This is a genomic window from Escherichia sp. E10V5, assembly GCF_004212315.1.
Taxonomy (GTDB): Bacteria; Pseudomonadota; Gammaproteobacteria; order Enterobacterales; family Enterobacteriaceae; genus Escherichia.
This window is the reverse complement of sequence record NZ_RHJM01000031.1, coordinates 1-18,029: the sequence shown is the minus strand read 5'-3', so window position 1 is coordinate 18,029 and position 18,029 is coordinate 1. Positions and strand designations below refer to the sequence as shown.

Annotated in this window: 21 protein-coding genes; 14 read left to right on the top strand and 7 right to left on the bottom strand. The window is 52.0% G+C overall.

Annotation, left to right across the window (positions count from 1 at the left end; genetic code table 11):
• Positions 1 to 31: 31 nt before the first annotated feature.
• Positions 32 to 2,122 carry a YccS/YhfK family putative transporter gene (locus D9738_RS20230; RefSeq protein ID WP_130261044.1) on the bottom strand — a complete coding sequence of 697 codons (2,091 nt, stop codon included), beginning with the start codon at positions 2,120 to 2,122 and terminating at the stop codon, positions 32 to 34.
• A 50-nt stretch (positions 2,123 to 2,172) separates the two neighbouring features.
• Positions 2,173 to 2,805: a cAMP-activated global transcriptional regulator CRP gene (gene crp / locus D9738_RS20225; RefSeq protein WP_000242755.1), complete on the bottom strand. Its 633-nt coding sequence runs from the start codon at positions 2,803 to 2,805 to the stop codon at positions 2,173 to 2,175.
• A gap of 301 nt (positions 2,806 to 3,106) precedes the next feature.
• On the opposite strand from crp, the gene D9738_RS20220 reads away from it, so the two are divergent.
• On the top strand, positions 3,107 to 3,511 hold the full coding sequence (locus D9738_RS20220; protein ID WP_001148908.1) for an OsmC family protein: 405 nt from the start codon (positions 3,107 to 3,109) through the stop codon (positions 3,509 to 3,511).
• Between the two features lie 54 nt (positions 3,512 to 3,565).
• Here D9738_RS20220 and D9738_RS20215 read toward each other — a convergent pair whose 3' ends face one another.
• From D9738_RS20215 to D9738_RS20200, 4 genes are read right to left on the bottom strand one after another with little or no spacing between them, the layout of a single operon-like run.
• Complete coding sequence (locus D9738_RS20215) at positions 3,566 to 4,435, bottom strand: phosphoribulokinase (protein WP_130261007.1); 870 nt, start codon at positions 4,433 to 4,435, stop codon at positions 3,566 to 3,568.
• A gap of 53 nt (positions 4,436 to 4,488) precedes the next feature.
• Entirely contained in the window at positions 4,489 to 4,707 is a 219-nt protein-coding gene (locus D9738_RS20210) for a YheU family protein (RefSeq protein WP_064527543.1), read from the bottom strand.
• A complete protein-coding gene (locus D9738_RS20205; protein ID WP_130261006.1) occupies positions 4,701 to 5,723 on the bottom strand; it encodes a hydrolase in 1,023 nt (340 codons plus the stop codon). Before D9738_RS20205 ends, D9738_RS20210 begins: the two co-directional genes overlap by 7 nt.
• The gene (locus tag D9738_RS20200) at positions 5,723 to 7,636 is read right to left on the bottom strand and encodes an ABC transporter ATP-binding protein (RefSeq protein WP_130208923.1); all 1,914 of its coding nucleotides are present in this window, start codon (positions 7,634 to 7,636) and stop codon (positions 5,723 to 5,725) included. The genes D9738_RS20205 and D9738_RS20200 overlap by 1 nt, the downstream gene beginning before the upstream one ends.
• 130 nt (positions 7,637 to 7,766) lie before the next feature.
• Between D9738_RS20200 and kefG the strand changes: the two genes are divergently transcribed.
• From kefG to slyD, 4 genes are all read left to right on the top strand, one after another.
• The gene (kefG, locus tag D9738_RS20195) at positions 7,767 to 8,318 is read left to right on the top strand and encodes a glutathione-regulated potassium-efflux system ancillary protein KefG (RefSeq protein ID WP_130261043.1); all 552 of its coding nucleotides are present in this window, start codon (positions 7,767 to 7,769) and stop codon (positions 8,316 to 8,318) included.
• Entirely contained in the window at positions 8,318 to 10,123 is a 1,806-nt protein-coding gene (gene kefB / locus D9738_RS20190) for a glutathione-regulated potassium-efflux system protein KefB (RefSeq protein ID WP_000399122.1), read from the top strand. Before kefG ends, kefB begins: the two co-directional genes overlap by 1 nt.
• A gap of 9 nt (positions 10,124 to 10,132) precedes the next feature.
• Positions 10,133 to 10,333, top strand: a complete 201-nt coding sequence (locus tag D9738_RS20185; RefSeq protein WP_001007734.1) for a YheV family putative zinc ribbon protein — start codon at positions 10,133 to 10,135, stop codon at positions 10,331 to 10,333.
• A 94-nt stretch (positions 10,334 to 10,427) separates the two neighbouring features.
• A complete protein-coding gene (gene slyD, locus D9738_RS20180) occupies positions 10,428 to 11,018 on the top strand; it encodes a peptidylprolyl isomerase (RefSeq protein WP_000861334.1) in 591 nt (196 codons plus the stop codon).
• A gap of 48 nt (positions 11,019 to 11,066) precedes the next feature.
• On the opposite strand, the gene D9738_RS20175 is transcribed toward slyD, so the two are convergent.
• Entirely contained in the window at positions 11,067 to 11,285 is a 219-nt protein-coding gene (locus D9738_RS20175) for a protein SlyX (protein WP_064527535.1), read from the bottom strand.
• A 220-nt stretch (positions 11,286 to 11,505) separates the two neighbouring features.
• Here D9738_RS20175 and fkpA point away from each other — a divergent pair, with 220 nt between their 5' ends.
• From fkpA to D9738_RS20130, 9 genes are all read left to right on the top strand, one after another.
• On the top strand, positions 11,506 to 12,318 hold the full coding sequence (gene fkpA / locus D9738_RS20170; protein ID WP_130208921.1) for an FKBP-type peptidyl-prolyl cis-trans isomerase: 813 nt from the start codon (positions 11,506 to 11,508) through the stop codon (positions 12,316 to 12,318).
• 166 nt (positions 12,319 to 12,484) lie between these two features.
• Positions 12,485 to 13,207 carry a transcriptional regulator gene (locus D9738_RS20165; RefSeq protein WP_000091466.1) on the top strand — a complete coding sequence of 241 codons (723 nt, stop codon included), beginning with the start codon at positions 12,485 to 12,487 and terminating at the stop codon, positions 13,205 to 13,207.
• Positions 13,207 to 13,593: a sulfurtransferase complex subunit TusD gene (tusD, locus tag D9738_RS20160; RefSeq protein WP_001209689.1), complete on the top strand. Its 387-nt coding sequence runs from the start codon at positions 13,207 to 13,209 to the stop codon at positions 13,591 to 13,593. The genes D9738_RS20165 and tusD overlap by 1 nt, the downstream gene beginning before the upstream one ends.
• On the top strand, positions 13,593 to 13,952 hold the full coding sequence (tusC, locus tag D9738_RS20155; RefSeq protein WP_130261005.1) for a sulfurtransferase complex subunit TusC: 360 nt from the start codon (positions 13,593 to 13,595) through the stop codon (positions 13,950 to 13,952). Before tusD ends, tusC begins: the two co-directional genes overlap by 1 nt.
• 7 nt (positions 13,953 to 13,959) lie before the next feature.
• Complete coding sequence (gene tusB, locus D9738_RS20150) at positions 13,960 to 14,247, top strand: sulfurtransferase complex subunit TusB (protein ID WP_130261004.1); 288 nt, start codon at positions 13,960 to 13,962, stop codon at positions 14,245 to 14,247.
• A gap of 125 nt (positions 14,248 to 14,372) precedes the next feature.
• Positions 14,373 to 14,747, top strand: coding sequence for a 30S ribosomal protein S12 (gene rpsL / locus D9738_RS20145; protein WP_000246815.1), 375 nt, complete (start codon positions 14,373 to 14,375; stop codon positions 14,745 to 14,747).
• A 96-nt stretch (positions 14,748 to 14,843) separates the two neighbouring features.
• A complete protein-coding gene (rpsG, locus tag D9738_RS20140) occupies positions 14,844 to 15,314 on the top strand; it encodes a 30S ribosomal protein S7 (protein WP_001138043.1) in 471 nt (156 codons plus the stop codon).
• Between the two features lie 96 nt (positions 15,315 to 15,410).
• The gene (gene fusA / locus D9738_RS20135; protein WP_130208915.1) at positions 15,411 to 17,525 is read left to right on the top strand and encodes an elongation factor G; all 2,115 of its coding nucleotides are present in this window, start codon (positions 15,411 to 15,413) and stop codon (positions 17,523 to 17,525) included.
• A gap of 70 nt (positions 17,526 to 17,595) precedes the next feature.
• The coding region (locus D9738_RS20130) for a GTP-binding protein (protein WP_001477563.1) at positions 17,596 to 18,029 on the top strand (434 nt) is incomplete at its 3' end.

The window sequence follows — 18,029 nt, the reverse complement described above, 5'->3', positions numbered from 1 at the left end:
GCAAAGGGTGTCGCTTCTGGCAATGAATTGATTACGCCTTCGAATCCCGCAACTTGCGACTCAACCAAATCCCATGATGCGGTCGCTGACGCCACGCCATCGACGATATGGTGTGCATGGTGTTCAGATGGCCAATAACCCGTTGTAAATGCTGTTCCAGGGTACCAGCCGCGCCTTCGTGCGGCAGCATCTCTGGCGCGTCTATGATATTGGCGTCACCAGACCCGCCCGGCTCGTCATATTCCAGCCGCTGTTGACAGCGTTGAATAGCGATTTCACAAGACTGCAAATACTCTTGCGCCAGCTCCTGTGGTAATGTCCGGTGTTCTCGCGCCAGCGTGGTCATGGCATTAATATGTTCAACAATAAACTGACTATGTGTTACCCACAGTTTCATGTCAGCCAGATAATGGCTGTTAAATGCTGGTTCCTGCATCGCCTGATTCAATGAGTTATACAGAGTGTTATGTGCCTGATTCACCCGCATTCGCTGCCAGGCCAGTGGTGTTGGTTGCGGATCTTTACTCAGGATCAGACGAATCGCTTCCTGGTAGGTTTCTAAAGCATCATGGGCGTTCTTACGCAATAACCCGCTCTGCCACTGCGGCCACAGCCATACCGTGCCACCGAAGGCAATCAAACAACCAATAATGGTATCGATAAGACGCGGAATGATGTATTGCTCGCCGTTCAGCCACAACAGTTGCAGGGTATACACCGCAGTAATGGTAAAGCCGACCGTTGCCCAGCCGTAGTTTTTGCGCAATATCAGGTAGCTGGCGAGGGTGGTAAACAGCATCAGCGTCAGGGTGTAACCTTCGGGAATTTTAAAGTGCAGCGCCACGCCCGCAATGATTAACCCGACCACGGTTCCCACGGAGCGATTCACAATCCTCAGACGGGTCGCGCCGTAACCATTTTGTGTCACCAGCAACACCGTCATCAGGATCCAATACGACTTCGGCAGATGCAGCGCGGTGCCCATCAGGCTGGCGACGCTCAACATCACACTGAGTCGCCCGGCATTGCGCAGTGCCGGAGATTTCAATGAAAGATAACTTTTTAACGCCGGAAGTAATGGCATTCGCCGCTGTTTATCCGCCAGCAGATCGCGGGCATAGAGTGGTTTCTGGGTACGCAGCACACGAGCGATGCGGCTGAAGTGCCAGTAGCAGAATTGCCCCACGGGGTTATCCGGGTGTTGGCGGGCGATTTTCTCCAGTGCACCAATTTGCTTCTCCATCGTAAAACGCGTCGGCAGGCGATGGTAAAGAATGTCATCAGCCAGCACGCGCAGGCGAGCGGCGATGGTTTGCGCATTCCAGCGGATAACTTCCTCCGCATGGCTACGCTCGACCAACTTTTGCACCTCTTCAGGTTGATGCAAACTGACCGAAATATGTTCCTGTAAATCCAGAGCTTCCTGGAAAATGCGCAACATCCGCTTGTAGTCAGTATTATTTTGCGCGGAAAGCATGTGCATTTGCTGATAGCACTGGGTAATTAAATCGACCGCTTTTTGCTGGCGTACCAGTAGTGGCGGGAGCGCTTTTTCGGGATCGGTATGCTGAGTGAGCAGACTGTATTTGATTTCACAGTAATCAGCCAGTTCACGGTAGAGCAGACTAAGTGATTCGCGTAGGGGTTGTTCGCGCAAGATCCAGAACCAAAACCAGTTAAACAGCCCGTACCAGAGTGTGCCTAACGCATAAATGAGCAATGGCTCCCATACCGGCATATATCCCGCCAGACTGAGGGTGAAAATGGCAGCCAGCAGCGATGCAGGAAGCAATTTTGCGTGTAATGGCCCAAGCTCGGCAGTGACGCCAAGTACCAGCGTTAACCCAGTCAGCAGAAAGGGCAGGGAGATATCTTTTTCCAACAGCAGCTGTGTCAGTAAGCTACAGGTAGCAAACAGCGACGCGCCAATAATCAAGCGTTTGAAAAAACGTTTATGGGGGGTATCAAGCCCCGCAATGTTGCAACAGGCAGGGACGAGTGAAAACAGCAGGCCGAGTCTTAATTCGCCAAACAACAGACCAACGGCCACGGGCAAACATAGCACCAGTGTTTGTCGTAGTGCATAGTTGATATCAGGATGATAAATCAGTCTGCGCCACATCGGTTTAAACAAAATGGCGCGCTACCAGGTAACGCGCCACTCCGATGAGGTTAACGGGTGCCGTAAACGACGATGGTTTTCCCGTGTGCGGAGATCAGGTTCTGATCTTCCAGCATCTTCAGAATGCGCCCCACGGTTTCACGAGAACAGCCGACAATCTGACCGATTTCCTGACGGGTAATTTTAATTTGCATACCGTCCGGGTGAGTCATGGCATCGGGTTGTTTCGCCAGATTCAGCAGCGTCTGCGCGATGCGACCTGTAACGTCGAGGAAAGCGAGGTTGCCTACTTTCTCTGAAGTGACTTGCAGACGACGCGCCATCTGCGCGGAGAGACGCATCAGAATATCCGGGTTAACCTGAATTAATTGACGAAATTTTTTGTAGGAAATTTCAGCTACTTCACAGGCGGTTTTTGCACGTACCCATGCGCTACGTTCCTGGCCTTCTTCAAACAGGCCCAATTCGCCAATAAAATCACCCTGATTCAGATAGGAGAGGATCATTTCTTTACCCTCCTCGTCTTTGATCAGCACTGCCACAGAGCCTTTAACGATGTAGTACAGCGTTTCCGCTTTTTCACCCTGGTGAATAAGCGTGCTCTTGGATGGATACTTATGAATGTGGCAATGAGACAAGAACCATTCGAGAGTCGGGTCTGTTTGCGGTTTGCCAAGCACCATGCGCGGTTATCCTCTGTTATAAGCTTTCTCCAGAGCCAGAAAACGCCGCTGTCTCTGGGTTGCCGAAATGTGCTTCCCGCTACCTGGGAAGGGGCTATCAACTGAACTGCACGGTAATGTGACGTCCTTTACATACATGCAGTACATCAATGTATTACTGTAGCATCCTGACTGTTTTAGCATAGCTTTCGCTCTGTGTCTCCTGGTGTCTCGCTTCAGCATGACCCAGGTCGCCTTCCGTTGCGCGATTTGGTCAGTACGCGTACTCTGTCAGGAAAATTGACGCAATGGAGTTCCGATTATGCAAGCGCGTGTGAAGTGGGTTGAAGGGTTAACTTTTTTGGGTGAATCCGCCTCTGGTCACCAGATTTTAATGGATGGCAACTCTGGCGATAAAGCGCCCAGCCCGATGGAAATGGTGCTGATGGCGGCGGGTGGCTGTAGCGCCATTGATGTGGTTTCTATCCTGCAAAAAGGGCGTCAGGATGTGGTTGATTGTGAAGTAAAACTAACCTCTGAACGCCGCGAAGAGGCTCCGCGCCTGTTTACCCATATCAATTTGCATTTTATCGTCACCGGTCGCGACCTGAAGGACGCAGCGGTTGCGCGTGCGGTGGATCTCTCTGCTGAGAAATATTGTTCAGTGGCGCTGATGCTGGAAAAAGCCGTGAATATTACCCACTCGTATGAAGTGGTCGCCGCGTGATTTAACTACCCCGTTGTGACGCCGGATAGTATTTTATCCGGCCTATTAGCGGCGCTACTCGATTTTCTTCCCTTCCATCAGTCGTTGCACCAGCGGCAGCATAATTAACTCCATTGCCAGACCCATTTTGCCGCCCGGCACCACTAATGTATTGATGTGGGAAATGAATGAGCCCTGCAACATCGCCAGTAGCCAGGGGAAATCAATCCCTTCCAGATTACGAAAATGGATCACCACAAAGCTTTCATCCAGCGATGGAATGCCTTTTGCCGCGAACGGGTTTGAAGTGTCGACGGTGGGAACGCGCTGGAAGTTAAGATGGGTGCGGGAAAACTGCGGCGTGATGTAGTTGATATAGTCTTCCATTGAACGCACTACAGAGTCCATCACCGCTTCTCGTGAGTGCCCGCGCTCGCTGGTGTCGCGGATGAGTTTTTGAATCCACTCTAGGTTAACGATAGGCACTACGCCAACAAGTAAGTCTACATGCTGCGCAACGTTATGCTGTGGTGTGACCACGCCGCCGTGCAAACCTTCATAAAACAGCACATCGGTGGGTTCCGGTAGCGCCTGCCACGGGGTGAATGTGCCTGGCACCTGATTCCACGGCACGGCTTCGTCGTAGGTATGTAGATATTTGCGAGATTTCCCTTTGCCGCTCTGGCCGTATTCAATAAAGGTCTGTTCCAGCAGGCCGAAGTCGTTGGCTTCGGGACCGAAGTAGCTGATATGCCGCCCGGCGTCGCGCGCTTTGCGGATCGCCATGTCCATTTCCGGGCGGGTGTAGCGGTGAAAACTGTCGCCTTCCACCTCGGCGGCTTGCAGATTTAACTGGGCGAATATTTTACGAAACGCGAGGCTGGTGGTGGTAGTCCCCGCGCCGCTGGATCCTGTTACCGCAATGACCGGATGTTTGGCAGACATAGTAACTCCATGACTTGGCTATCATTATTATTTCGTCCGCCGACGGTTGCAGGTTATTCGCGAAACTGACTGCGCGGCATGATATTGACCGTCTCGTGCAGTTCCGACCAGACCAGTACCGCTTCTCCGCACTGTAGCTGGCGTTTGACGTCGGCGACTTTCTGTTCAAGCGTACGCTCTTGTTCACCATAATCGGTGCCTTCACGTAACACAAAGCTTTCAATTAAATTTTCCAGCGTTTCAGGGGAGATGTCTTGCCAGGGAATCAACATGATTTCGCCTCCAGATACGTTGTTAACCAGTCAGGAATGCGTGACTCCAGCCACATTTGCGGGTGAAGTAATGTACCGCCAATAAAACCAACATGACCCCCATGTTCGGTCAGTTGATACTCTACTTGCGGAGGAAGATTTTCCGGTTTCGGGATCACCTGGTGATCCATAAACGGATCGTCTTTGGCGTGAATAATCAGCGTCGGTTTGGCGATCCGGTTCAGCATCGGCATGGCGCTACACTGACGATAATAGTCGATAGCGTCGGCGTAGCCGTGAATTCTGGCGGTGATCAGATCGTCAAATTCACGGATGCGACGTACCGATTTTAACTGCGCGAGATTAATCGGTAGCGTACCGGGGTAGGCCGCCAGCTTGCGCGCCGCATTGGCTTTTAGCAGGTTCAGCAAATAACGCTGATAAACGCGGGAAAAGCCCTTTTCCATATGGTAACTACAGGCTTCCAGCACAAACGGCGCGGAGACAATCACTGCCGCATCAATCGGGAGATCATTGCCTTCTTTTGCCAGCAAACAGGCCAGCATATTACCGCCGAGCGAATAGCCGACGGCAGCCGTTGGCGCATGACCAAACTCACGTTGCAGCCAGCGTAAAAACCAACTGGCGTCTTCGGTTTCGCCCGAATGGTAAATGCGGCGCATGCGATTAGGTTCACCGCTGCATCCGCGAAAATGCATCACCACACCCAGCCAGCCGCGCTTTTTCGCCGCATCAACCAAGCCGTGGGCGTAAGGGCTATTGAGACTGCCTTCCAGACCATGAAACACCACCAGACGCGGTTTATGTTTCGCCTGTGCAGGGTCTTCACTCCACGCGAGATCGACAAAATCGCCGTCGGGCAACTCCAGCCGCTGCCAGTGCGGAGTGAATTTCACCTGACGACGAAACAGACGCGGCAGCATGGTTTGTAGATGGCAATTGCGGAAACCGCGCATAGGGATGAATTCAGCACTGCTGCTGAATTCATTGGCATCGGTCGTCGTTATCTGCGCCATCAGTTGCTTTGGCCTTCCTGCAGCATCTGCTCAAGCTGCTCCTGGGCCTCCAGCCATGCCATTTCGCATTCTTCCAGCCCGGATTTAGCGCTCGCTTGTTGTTGCAGGCAGGCGGTCAGCTCCGCTTTACGGCTCTGGTCGTACAGCTCGCTGTCGCCCAATTTTTCTTCCGCCTGCGCCAGTTGCGCGTTCAGCTTCTCCATCTCTTTTTCCAGACGGGCAATCTCTTTACGCAGTGGCTGGGTTTGCGCACGCAGCTCCGCTTCCCGACGCTTCTGATCTTTACGTGCCTGGGCGCTGTTCGCGTTCTCTTTTGGCGCGTCGTCGGTCTGGTTTTCCTGCTTTTGTACGTCGCTCAACCACTGTTGATAATCTTCCAGATCGCCGTCGAACGGTTCGACTTTACGATCGTGAACCAGATAGAGATCGTCAGTAGTGGAACGCAGTAAATGACGGTCGTGCGAAACGACAACCAGCGCGCCTTCAAACTCGATCAACGCTTCAGTCAGTGCCTGACGCATGTCGAGGTCAAGGTGGTTGGTCGGTTCGTCGAGCAGCAGCAGATTCGGACGTTGCCAGACGATTAATGCCAGCACCAGGCGGGCTTTTTCTCCACCGGAGAAGCGGCGCGTTTCTTCTGTCACTTTATCGCCCTGGAAACCAAAACCGCCGAGGTAATCACGCAGTTTTTGCTCCAGCTCCTGCGGCGCTAAACGTGCCAGATGTTGAATAGGTGATTCGTCGGCGCGCAGGTATTCCAGTTGATGCTGGGCGAAGTAACCGAGCTTGATCCCTTTCGCCAGGCCAATTTCACCGCTGACTGGCGCAAGTTCACCGGCTAACAGTTTGATTAATGTCGACTTACCCGCGCCGTTGCGACCTAACAGACCAATGCGCGAACCGGGGACCAGATTCAGTTTAATCGAGTCGAGAATAATGCGATCGCCATAGCCTGCGCTGACCTTTTCCATCTTCAGTAACGGATTTGGCAGGCTTTCCGGCGCGCGGAAGCTAAAGCGAAACGGGTTGTCGACGTGCGCGGGGGCAATCAGCTCCATGCGCTCGAGCATCTTAATGCGGCTCTGGGCCTGCTTCGCTTTGGTGGCTTTGGCACGGAAACGGTCGATATAACTTTGCAGATGCGCCACGCGTTCCTGCTGGCTTTCGTACATCGCCTGTTGCTGCGCCAGACGGGTGGCGCGCTGCACTTCAAACGAGCTGTAGTTACCGGTGTACTCGAACATGCTTTGTTGTTCGATATGAATAATTTTATCAACGATCGGATCGAGGAAATCGCGGTCGTGAGAGATCAGGATCAGCGTGCCCTGATAGCTCTTCAGCCATTTTTCCAGCCAGATAACGGCATCGAGATCGAGGTGGTTAGTTGGTTCGTCGAGCAGCAGTAAGTCTGAACGGCAAATCAGCGCCTGGGCAAGGTTAAGACGCATACGCCAGCCACCGGAGAAATCACTCACCGGGCGCTCCAGTTGTTCATTGCTGAAACCGAGGCCGTGCAGCAGGCTGGCGGCGCGGGAGCGAATACTCCATGCGTCGATAGCGTCCAGCTTGCCGTGAATGGTCGCGATGGCATGCCCGTCGTTACGTTCGTTGGCGTCGTGGAGTTGCGCTTCCAGTTGGCGATATTCACGGTCGCCATCAATGACATATTCCAGCGCCGCTTGCGGTAACGCCGGCGTTTCCTGATTCACCCACGCCAGTTGCCAGCTTCCCGGAAAGGTGTAGCTGCCGCCGTCGGCGCTGATTTCATTTTTCAGCAATGCCAGCAGGGTAGATTTACCACAGCCGTTTTTACCCACCAGGCCGACTTTCTGCCCGGGGTTGATGGTGGCGGTGGCATTATCCAGCAGGACGCGCACGCCGCGACGAATTTGTAACGAGGAGAAAACAATCATAAGGCGCCGTATGTTCAGACTATGTTAACTTATCATTATGATAATGTAATGTATGGGCGAGCTGCCGCACCGGGCGCAATGGTAGCCCAAAACAGCGACTATACACAAAAACCATACCGGGAGGGGGATGATGTCTCAGCCAGCGAAAGTTTTGCTGCTGTATGCCCATCCGGAATCTCAGGACTCGGTGGCAAACCGGGTCCTGCTTAAACCGGCCACGCAGCTCAGCAATGTTACCGTGCACGACCTTTACGCGCACTATCCCGATTTTTTTATTGATATCCCCCGTGAGCAGGCATTACTGCGCGGGCACGAGGTGATTGTCTTTCAGCATCCTCTTTATACCTATAGCTGCCCGGCGCTACTGAAAGAGTGGCTGGACCGGGTATTAAGTCGTGGTTTTGCCAGCGGGCCGGGGGGAAACCAACTGGCGGGAAAGTACTGGCGTAGCGTGATTACCACCGGCGAGCCGGAAAGTGCTTACCGTTATGACGCATTGAATCGCTACCCGATGAGCGATGTTCTGCGCCCCTTTGAACTGGCGGCGGGCATGTGCCGGATGCATTGGTTAAGCCCCATCATTATTTACTGGGCGAGACGGCAAAGCGCACAGGAGCTGGCGAGCCACGCCAGAGCCTACGGTGACTGGCTGGCAAATCCACTGTCTCCAGGAGGCCGCTGATGGAAGGTTCCGATTTTTTACTCGCAGGAGTGCTGTTTCTCTTCGCGGCGGTGGCTGCGGTGCCGTTGGCATCGCGGCTGGGTATTGGCGCTGTGTTGGGATATTTGCTGGCAGGGATTGCAATTGGCCCGTGGGGACTGGGGTTTATTAGCGACGTCGATGAGATCCTCCATTTTTCAGAGCTCGGCGTGGTATTCCTGATGTTTATCATCGGCCTGGAGTTGAATCCCTCCAAGCTTTGGCAACTGCGGCGTTCGATTTTTGGCGTAGGCGCGGCACAGGTGCTGTTAAGCGCGGCGTTGCTGGCGGGATTATTGATGCTGACGGATTTCGCCTGGCAGGCGGCAGTGGTCGGTGGCATTGGCCTTGCGATGTCTTCAACTGCAATGGCGTTGCAATTGATGCGTGAGAAAGGGATGAATCGCAGCGAATCCGGCCAGTTAGGTTTCTCGGTGTTACTGTTTCAGGATCTGGCGGTGATCCCGGCACTGGCGTTAGTGCCGTTGTTGGCGGGGTCAGCAGATGAACATTTCGACTGGATGAAAATCGGCATGAAGGTGCTGGCGTTTGTCGGCATGCTGATTGGCGGGCGCTATTTACTGCGTCCGGTATTCCGCTTTATTGCAGCTTCTGGCGTGCGGGAAGTGTTCACCGCCGCGACGCTGCTGCTGGTGTTGGGTTCCGCATTGTTTATGGATGCGCTGGGACTGTCGATGGCGCTCGGTACATTTATTGCAGGCGTGCTGCTGGCGGAAAGTGAATATCGCCATGAACTGGAAACGGCAATCGATCCGTTTAAGGGGTTGCTGCTCGGGCTATTTTTTATCTCGGTCGGGATGTCGCTCAACCTTGGGGTGCTTTATACCCATCTGTTGTGGGTAGTGATAAGCGTGGTTGTGCTGGTGGCGGTGAAAATTCTCGTGCTGTATCTACTGGCGCGACTGTATGGCGTGCGTAGCTCAGAGCGAATGCAGTTTGCTGGTGTATTGAGTCAGGGTGGTGAGTTTGCCTTTGTACTCTTTTCTACCGCTTCTTCACAACGCTTATTCCAGGGCGACCAGATGGCGCTGTTGCTGGTGACGGTGACGCTTTCCATGATGACCACGCCGCTGCTGATGAAGCTGGTGGATAAATGGCTATCCCGCCAGTTTAACGGACCGGAAGAAGAAGACGAAAAACCGTGGGTCAACGATGATAAACCGCAGGTCATTGTCGTGGGCTTTGGGCGTTTTGGTCAGGTGATTGGTCGTTTGCTGATGGCAAATAAAATGCGCATTACTGTGCTGGAGCGGGATATCAGCGCTGTTAACCTGATGCGTAAATATGGCTACAAAGTTTATTACGGCGACGCCACGCAGGTAGATCTTTTACGTTCTGCGGGTGCAGAGGCCGCAGAGTCTATTGTCATTACCTGTAACGAGCCGGAAGACACCATGAAGCTGGTGGAGATTTGCCAGCAACACTTCCCGCATTTGCATATTCTTGCGCGAGCGCGCGGACGTGTGGAAGCGCATGAGTTATTACAGGCAGGGGTGACGCAGTTTTCCCGTGAGACATTCTCCAGTGCGTTAGAGCTGGGGCGCAAAACGCTGGTTACGCTTGGGATGCACCCGCATCAGGCACAGCGGGCGCAGCTGCATTTTCGTCGCCTGGATATGCGTATGCTGCGGGAGCTTATCCCGATGCATGCCGATACCGTACAAATTTCTCGCGCCAGGGAAGCCCGACGCGAACTGGAAGAGATTTTCCAGCGTGAGATGCAACAAGAACGACGCCAGCTGGACGGCTGGGATGAATTTGAGTAGAGGGTAAAGATGGCAATCCGAAAACGTTTTATCGCGGGCGCAAAATGCCCGGCCTGTCAGGCGCAAGATTCCATGGCGATGTGGCGCGAAAATAATATTGATATTGTTGAATGTGTTAAGTGTGGACACCAGATGCGTGAAGTCGATAAAGAAGCCCGCGATCACGTTCGCAAAGATGAACAAGTGATCGGGATTTTTCATCCGGACTAGCGATATGCGCCGAGTTTTTTTAAGCTAGTGAGTACACGGCTGCAGAATTCCGCTACAATCTGCGCCACTATTCTTCCCATGCTCAGGAGATATCATGAAAGTAGCAAAAGACCTGGTGGTCAGCCTGGCCTATCAGGTACGTACAGAAGACGGTGTGTTGGTTGATGAGTCTCCGGTGAGTGCGCCGCTGGACTATCTGCATGGTCACGGTTCCCTGATCTCTGGCCTGGAAACAGCGCTGGAAGGTCATGAAGTTGGCGACAAATTTGATGTCGCTGTTGGCGCGAACGACGCTTACGGTCAGTACGACGAAAACCTGGTGCAGCGCGTTCCTAAAGACGTATTTATGGGCGTTGATGAACTGCAGGTAGGTATGCGTTTCCTGGCTGAAACCGACCAGGGTCCAGTACCGGTTGAAATTACTGCGGTTGAAGACGATCACGTTGTGGTTGACGGTAACCACATGCTGGCTGGTCAGAATCTGAAATTCAACGTTGAAGTTGTGGCGATTCGCGAAGCGACTGAAGAAGAACTGGCTCATGGTCACGTTCACGGTGCGCACGATCATCACCACGATCACGACCACGACGGTTGCTGCGGCGGTCATGGCCACGATCACGGTCATGAACACGGTGGCGAAGGCTGCTGTGGCGGTAAAGGTAACGGCGGTTGCGGTTGCCACTAATACCGAAAAAGTGACAAAAAAGCGGGGAATCCCCGCTTTTTTTACGCCTCAATAATGCGGCGGTGGCGTTTCTTCAGCCTGCGACGCGATGTTCGACGGCTGGCTGGCTTTTAACTTCTCGGTCAGCAGACGCAGATGATCGCGCAGTTTCGCCATCTCCATTTCATGAGCGGTCACCGTGACGTTCAGTTCTTCAATGGTGATTTCCTGAAAAGCCAGCCGGCTCTCCAGTTCTGCCAGGCGTGCTTCCAAAGTTAAATCCTGCATGATTCACCTCTTTTGTCGAATGGTCGCCGCGGATTCTACTTAACTTTGCTGCCCGAGACAGCACTCATTTCGCAGTCATCGAAACTAATTTAAACAAAAAGAGTCTGAAAATAGATGATAATAGGGCGTATCTGTATGTAGATTTGTTCGACAACGTTTTATAGTACCTTTCTGATAATAGTTAACCCAGGGGTGAGATGCCCCGATCCTGGAGATATGGATGAAATCACTGTTTAAAGTAACGCTGCTGGCGACCACAATGGCCGTTGCCCTGCATGCACCAATCACTTTTGCTGCCGAAGCGGCGAAACCAACTGCAACTGCTGACAGCAAAGCAGCGTTCAAAAATGACGATCAGAAATCAGCTTACGCGCTGGGTGCTTCGCTCGGTCGTTACATGGACAATTCTCTGAAAGAACAAGAAAAGCTGGGCATCAAACTGGATAAAGATCAGCTAATCGCGGGTGTTCAGGATGCATTTGCTGATAAAAGCAAACTCTCCGATCAAGAGATCGAACAGACTCTGCAAGCGTTTGAAGCACGCGTGAAGTCCTCCGCTCAGGCGAAGATGGAAAAAGATGCTGCTGATAACGAAGCGAAAGGTAAAGAGTACCGCGAGAAATTTGCCAAAGAGAAAGGTGTAAAAACCTCTTCAACTGGCCTGGTTTATCAGGTAGTAGAAGCCGGTAAAGGCGAAGCACCGAAAGACAGCGATACTGTAGTGGTGAACTACAAAGGTACGCTGATCGACGGTAAAGAGTTCGATAACTCATACACCCGTGGTGAACCGCTCTCGTTCCGTCTGGACGGCGTGATCCCTGGCTGGACTGAAGGTCTGAAGAACATCAAGAAAGGCGGTAAGATCAAACTGGTTATTCCACCAGAGCTGGCTTACGGCAAAGCGGGCGTTCCGGGGATCCCACCGAACTCTACTCTGGTATTTGACGTAGAACTGCTGGACGTGAAACCAGCACCGAAGGCTGATACGAAGCCAGAAGCAGATGCTAAAGCAGCAGATTCTGCTAAAAAATAAGCATTAAAAACCGCCGCCTGACCAGGCGGCGGTTTTTTTATTGCAGGCCGGATATAATTAGTGCTGGAAAGCGGAACCTCCGCTGTATTAATTTAATTACCCGCATCATTAATGAGCCTGCCCTGAAAAGTTAACGACAGGCTCCTGAAAAGGAGTGTTTTTTTTCATGTCCAGGTCGCTTTTAACCAACGAAACCAGTGAGTTGGATTTACTGGATCAACGTCCTTTCGACCAGACCGATTTTGATATTCTGAAATCCTACGAAGCGGTGGTGGACGGGTTAGCGATGCTCATTGGTTCCCACTGTGAAATCGTTTTGCACTCTTTGCAGGATTTAAAATGTTCAGCCATTCGTATTGCCAACGGCGAACATACAGGCCGGAAGATTGGCTCGCCAATTACCGATCTGGCACTGCGTATGCTGCACGACATGACGGGAGCGGATAGCAGCGTTTCTAAATGCTACTTTACTCGCGCCAAAAGCGGCGTATTAATGAAGTCCCTGACCATCGCGATTCGTAACCGCGAACAGCGTGTAATTGGTCTGCTGTGCATCAATATGAATCTTGATGTTCCCTTCTCGCAGATTATGAGCACTTTTGTGCCGCCAGAAACCCCGGACGTCGGTTCAAGTGTCAACTTTGCGTCTTCGGTTGAAGATCTGGTTACCCAAACACTGGAGTTCACCATTGAAGAAGTGAACGCCGATCGTAATGTTTCTAATAACGCCAAAAATCGTCAAATCGTGTTGAATCTTTACGAGAAAGGCATTTTCGATATCAAAGATGCGATCAACCAGGTTGCTGATCGTCTCAACATCTCCAAACATACTGTTTATCTCTATATCCGTCAGTTCAAGAGCGGTGATTTCCAGGGGCAAGATAAGTAATGCGTTTTGCCATCGTGGTGACCGGGCCAGCATACGGAACGCAACAGGCGAGTAGTGCTTTTCAGTTTGCACAGGCGCTGATAGCAGAAGGCCATGAGTTGAGTAGCGTCTTTTTCTACCGGGAAGGGGTCTATAACGCTAACCAATTGACCTCACCGGCAAGCGACGAATTTGACCTTGTGCGCGGCTGGCAACAGTTGAATGCGCAACATGGCGTGGCACTGAATATCTGCGTAGCGGCAGCGTTGCGCCGCGGTATCGTCGATGAAACTGAAGCAGGAAGACTGGGGCTGGCCTCGTCAAACCTTCAGCCGGGATTTACCTTAAGCGGACTTGGCGCTCTGGCAGAAGCCTCGCTAACCTGTGACAGGGTGGTACAGTTCTGATGAAACGAATAGCGTTTGTCTTTTCTACTGCGCCTCATGGCACCGCGGCTGGTCGTGAGGGATTAGATGCTTTACTGGCAACTTCCGCTTTAACTGACGATCTCGCCGTCTTCTTTATCGCCGATGGCGTTTTTCAGCTTCTGCCAGGACAAAAGCCCGATGCGGTGCTGGCGCGTGATTACATTGCCACTTTTAAATTGTTGGATCTGTACGACATTGAACAGTGCTGGGTTTGTGCGGCTTCTCTGCGCGAGCGCGGGTTAGATCCGCAGACACCATTTGTTGTCGAAGCCACGCCGCTTGAAGCAGAAGCCTTACGCAGCGAACTCGGCAACTACGATGTTATTTTGAGATTTTGAGGCGTACATGCTGCACACATTACATCGCTCACCCTGGCTGACAGATTTTCCTGCGCTGCTGCGTCTGCTCAGTGAGGGCGACGAACTGCTGTTATTGCAGGATGGCGTAACTGCCGCAGTTGACGGCAACCGCTACCTTGAAAGTCTGCGTAATGCCCCCATTAAGGTTTATGCCCTGAACGAAGACCTCATTGCCCGCGGGTTGAGTGCTCAAATTTCGAACGATATCATCCCAATTGACTATACTGATTTCGTCAGACTTACGGTTAAGCACACCAGCCAGATGGCCTGGTGACGGCGGGATCGTTGTATATTTCTTGACACCTTTTCGACACCGCCCTAAAATTCGGCGTCCTCATATTGTGTGAGGACGTTTTATTACGTGTTTACGAAGCAAAAGCTAAAACCAGGAGCTATTTAATGGCAACAGTTAACCAGCTGGTACGCAAACCACGTGCTCGCAAAGTTGCGAAAAGCAACGTGCCTGCGCTGGAAGCATGCCCGCAAAAACGTGGCGTATGTACCCGTGTATATACTACCACCCCTAAAAAACCGAACTCCGCACTGCGTAAAGTATGCCGTGTTCGTCTGACTAACGGTTTCGAAGTGACTTCCTACATCGGTGGTGAAGGTCACAACCTGCAGGAGCACTCCGTGATCCTGATCCGTGGCGGTCGTGTTAAAGACCTCCCGGGTGTTCGTTACCACACCGTACGTGGTGCGCTTGACTGCTCCGGCGTTAAAGACCGTAAGCAGGCTCGTTCCAAGTATGGCGTGAAGCGTCCTAAGGCTTAATGGTTCTCCGTTAAGTAAGGCCAAACGTTTTAACTTAAATGTCAAACTAAACTCGTAGAGTTTTGGACAATCCTGAATTAACAACGGAGTATTTCCATGCCACGTCGTCGCGTCATTGGTCAGCGTAAAATTCTGCCGGATCCGAAGTTCGGATCAGAACTGCTGGCTAAATTTGTAAATATCCTGATGGTAGATGGTAAAAAATCTACTGCTGAATCTATCGTATACAGCGCGCTGGAGACCCTGGCTCAGCGCTCTGGTAAATCTGAACTGGAAGCATTCGAAGTAGCTCTCGAAAACGTGCGCCCGACTGTAGAAGTTAAGTCTCGCCGCGTTGGTGGTTCTACTTATCAGGTACCAGTTGAAGTCCGTCCGGTTCGTCGTAATGCTCTGGCAATGCGTTGGATCGTTGAAGCTGCTCGTAAACGCGGTGATAAATCCATGGCTCTGCGCCTGGCGAACGAACTTTCCGATGCTGCAGAAAACAAAGGTACTGCAGTTAAGAAACGTGAAGACGTTCACCGTATGGCCGAAGCCAACAAGGCGTTCGCACACTACCGTTGGTAATCCCTTCGGAGTTTTAGTCACCAGGCGGGCGCTTCCAGTAAGCAGCCCGCTTTGGGCTACTTAAATTGAACGCCTAAAAGATAAACGAGGAAACAAATGGCTCGTACAACACCCATCGCACGTTACCGTAACATCGGTATCAGTGCGCACATCGACGCCGGTAAAACCACTACTACCGAACGTATTCTGTTCTACACCGGTGTAAACCATAAAATCGGTGAAGTTCATGACGGCGCTGCAACCATGGACTGGATGGAGCAGGAGCAGGAACGTGGTATTACCATCACTTCCGCTGCAACTACTGCATTCTGGTCTGGTATGGCTAAGCAGTATGAGCCGCATCGCATCAACATCATCGACACCCCGGGGCACGTTGACTTCACAATCGAAGTAGAACGTTCCATGCGTGTTCTCGATGGTGCGGTAATGGTTTACTGCGCAGTTGGTGGTGTTCAGCCGCAGTCTGAAACCGTATGGCGTCAGGCAAACAAATATAAAGTTCCGCGCATTGCGTTCGTTAACAAAATGGACCGCATGGGTGCGAACTTCCTGAAAGTTGTTAACCAGATCAAAACCCGTCTGGGCGCGAACCCGGTTCCGCTGCAGCTGGCGATTGGTGCTGAAGAACATTTCACCGGTGTTGTTGACCTGGTGAAAATGAAAGCTATCAACTGGAACGACGCTGACCAGGGCGTAACCTTCGAATACGAAGATATCCCGGCAGACATGGTTGAACTGGCTAACGAATGGCACCAGTACCTGATCGAATCCGCAGCTGAAGCTTCTGAAGAGCTGATGGAAAAATACCTGGGTGGTGAAGAACTGACTGAAGCAGAAATCAAAGGTGCTCTGCGTCAGCGCGTTCTGAACAACGAAATCATCCTGGTAACCTGTGGTTCTGCGTTCAAGAACAAAGGTGTTCAGGCGATGCTGGATGCGGTAATTGATTACCTGCCATCCCCGGTTGACGTACCTGCGATCAACGGTATCCTGGACGACGGTAAAGACACTCCGGCTGAACGTCACGCAAGTGATGACGAGCCGTTCTCTGCACTGGCGTTCAAAATCGCTACCGACCCGTTTGTTGGTAACCTGACCTTCTTCCGTGTTTACTCCGGTGTGGTTAACTCTGGTGATACCGTACTGAACTCCGTGAAAGCTGCACGTGAGCGTTTCGGTCGTATCGTTCAGATGCACGCTAACAAACGTGAAGAGATCAAAGAAGTTCGCGCGGGCGACATCGCTGCTGCAATCGGTCTGAAAGACGTAACCACTGGTGACACCCTGTGTGACCCGGATGCGCCGATCATTCTGGAACGTATGGAATTCCCTGAGCCGGTAATCTCCATCGCAGTTGAACCGAAAACCAAAGCTGACCAGGAAAAAATGGGTCTGGCTCTGGGCCGTCTGGCTAAAGAAGACCCGTCTTTCCGTGTATGGACTGACGAAGAATCTAACCAGACCATCATCGCGGGTATGGGCGAACTGCACCTCGACATCATCGTTGACCGTATGAAGCGTGAATTCAACGTTGAAGCGAACGTAGGTAAACCGCAGGTTGCTTACCGTGAAACTATCCGCCAGAAAGTTACCGATGTTGAAGGTAAACACGCGAAACAGTCTGGTGGTCGTGGTCAGTATGGTCATGTTGTTATCGACATGTACCCGCTGGAGCCGGGTTCAAACCCGAAAGGCTACGAGTTCATCAACGACATTAAAGGTGGTGTAATCCCTGGCGAATACATCCCGGCCGTTGATAAAGGTATCCAGGAACAGCTGAAAGCAGGTCCGCTGGCAGGCTACCCGGTAGTAGACATGGGTGTTCGTCTGCACTTCGGTTCTTACCATGACGTTGACTCCTCTGAACTGGCGTTTAAACTGGCTGCTTCTATCGCCTTTAAAGAAGGCTTTAAGAAAGCGAAACCAGTTCTGCTTGAGCCGATCATGAAGGTTGAAGTAGAAACTCCAGAAGAGAACACCGGTGACGTTATCGGTGACTTGAGCCGTCGTCGTGGTATGCTCAAAGGTCAGGAATCTGAAGTTACTGGCGTTAAGATCCACGCTGAAGTACCGCTGTCTGAAATGTTCGGATACGCAACTCAGCTGCGTTCTCTGACCAAAGGTCGTGCATCATACACCATGGAATTCCTGAAGTATGATGAAGCGCCGAGTAACGTTGCTCAGGCCGTAATTGAAGCCCGTGGTAAATAAGCCTAAGGGTTAATACCAAAGTCCCGTGCTCTCTCCTGAAGGGGAGAGCACTATAGTAAGGAATATAGCCGTGTCTAAAGAAAAATTTGAACGTACAAAACCGCACGTTAACGTTGGTACTATCGGCCACGTTGACCACGGTAAAACTACTCTGACCGCTGCAATCACCACCGTACTGGCTAAAACCTACGGCGGTGCTGCTCGTGCATTCGACCAGATCGATAACGCGCCGGAAGAAAAAGCTCGTGGTATCACCATCAACACTTCTCACGTTGAATATGACACCCCGACCCGTCACTACGCACACGTAGACTGCCCGGGGCACGCCGACTATGTTAAAAACATGATCACTGGTGCTGCTCAGATGGACGGCGCGATCCTGGTAGTTGCTGCGACTGACGGCCCGATGCCGCAGACTCGTGAGCACATCCTGCTGGGTCGTCAGGTAGGCGTTCCGTACATCATCGTGTTCCTGAACAAATGTGACATGGTTGATGACGAAGA

Coding starts and splice junctions, on each gene's coding strand:
- crp (WP_000242755.1), bottom strand. CDS start 2,805: ATGGTGCTTGGCAAACCGCAAACAGACCCGACTCTCGAATGGTTCTTG.
- rpsL (WP_000246815.1), top strand. CDS start 14,373: ATGGCAACAGTTAACCAGCTGGTACGCAAACCACGTGCTCGCAAAGTT.
- tusD (WP_001209689.1), top strand. CDS start 13,207: ATGCGTTTTGCCATCGTGGTGACCGGGCCAGCATACGGAACGCAACAG.
- D9738_RS20210 (WP_064527543.1), bottom strand. CDS start 4,707: ATGTTGATTCCCTGGCAAGACATCTCCCCTGAAACGCTGGAAAATTTA.
- kefG (WP_130261043.1), top strand. CDS start 7,767: ATGTCTCAGCCAGCGAAAGTTTTGCTGCTGTATGCCCATCCGGAATCT.
- D9738_RS20200 (WP_130208923.1), bottom strand. CDS start 7,636: ATGATTGTTTTCTCCTCGTTACAAATTCGTCGCGGCGTGCGCGTCCTG.
- kefB (WP_000399122.1), top strand. CDS start 8,318: ATGGAAGGTTCCGATTTTTTACTCGCAGGAGTGCTGTTTCTCTTCGCG.
- D9738_RS20230 (WP_130261044.1), bottom strand. CDS start 2,122: ATGTGGCGCAGACTGATTTATCATCCTGATATCAACTATGCACTACGA.
- slyD (WP_000861334.1), top strand. CDS start 10,428: ATGAAAGTAGCAAAAGACCTGGTGGTCAGCCTGGCCTATCAGGTACGT.
- D9738_RS20220 (WP_001148908.1), top strand. CDS start 3,107: ATGCAAGCGCGTGTGAAGTGGGTTGAAGGGTTAACTTTTTTGGGTGAA.
- D9738_RS20185 (WP_001007734.1), top strand. CDS start 10,133: ATGGCAATCCGAAAACGTTTTATCGCGGGCGCAAAATGCCCGGCCTGT.
- tusB (WP_130261004.1), top strand. CDS start 13,960: ATGCTGCACACATTACATCGCTCACCCTGGCTGACAGATTTTCCTGCG.
- D9738_RS20205 (WP_130261006.1), bottom strand. CDS start 5,723: ATGGCGCAGATAACGACGACCGATGCCAATGAATTCAGCAGCAGTGCT.
- fusA (WP_130208915.1), top strand. CDS start 15,411: ATGGCTCGTACAACACCCATCGCACGTTACCGTAACATCGGTATCAGT.
- D9738_RS20165 (WP_000091466.1), top strand. CDS start 12,485: ATGTCCAGGTCGCTTTTAACCAACGAAACCAGTGAGTTGGATTTACTG.
- fkpA (WP_130208921.1), top strand. CDS start 11,506: ATGAAATCACTGTTTAAAGTAACGCTGCTGGCGACCACAATGGCCGTT.
- D9738_RS20175 (WP_064527535.1), bottom strand. CDS start 11,285: ATGCAGGATTTAACTTTGGAAGCACGCCTGGCAGAACTGGAGAGCCGG.
- D9738_RS20215 (WP_130261007.1), bottom strand. CDS start 4,435: ATGTCTGCCAAACATCCGGTCATTGCGGTAACAGGATCCAGCGGCGCG.
- rpsG (WP_001138043.1), top strand. CDS start 14,844: ATGCCACGTCGTCGCGTCATTGGTCAGCGTAAAATTCTGCCGGATCCG.
- tusC (WP_130261005.1), top strand. CDS start 13,593: ATGAAACGAATAGCGTTTGTCTTTTCTACTGCGCCTCATGGCACCGCG.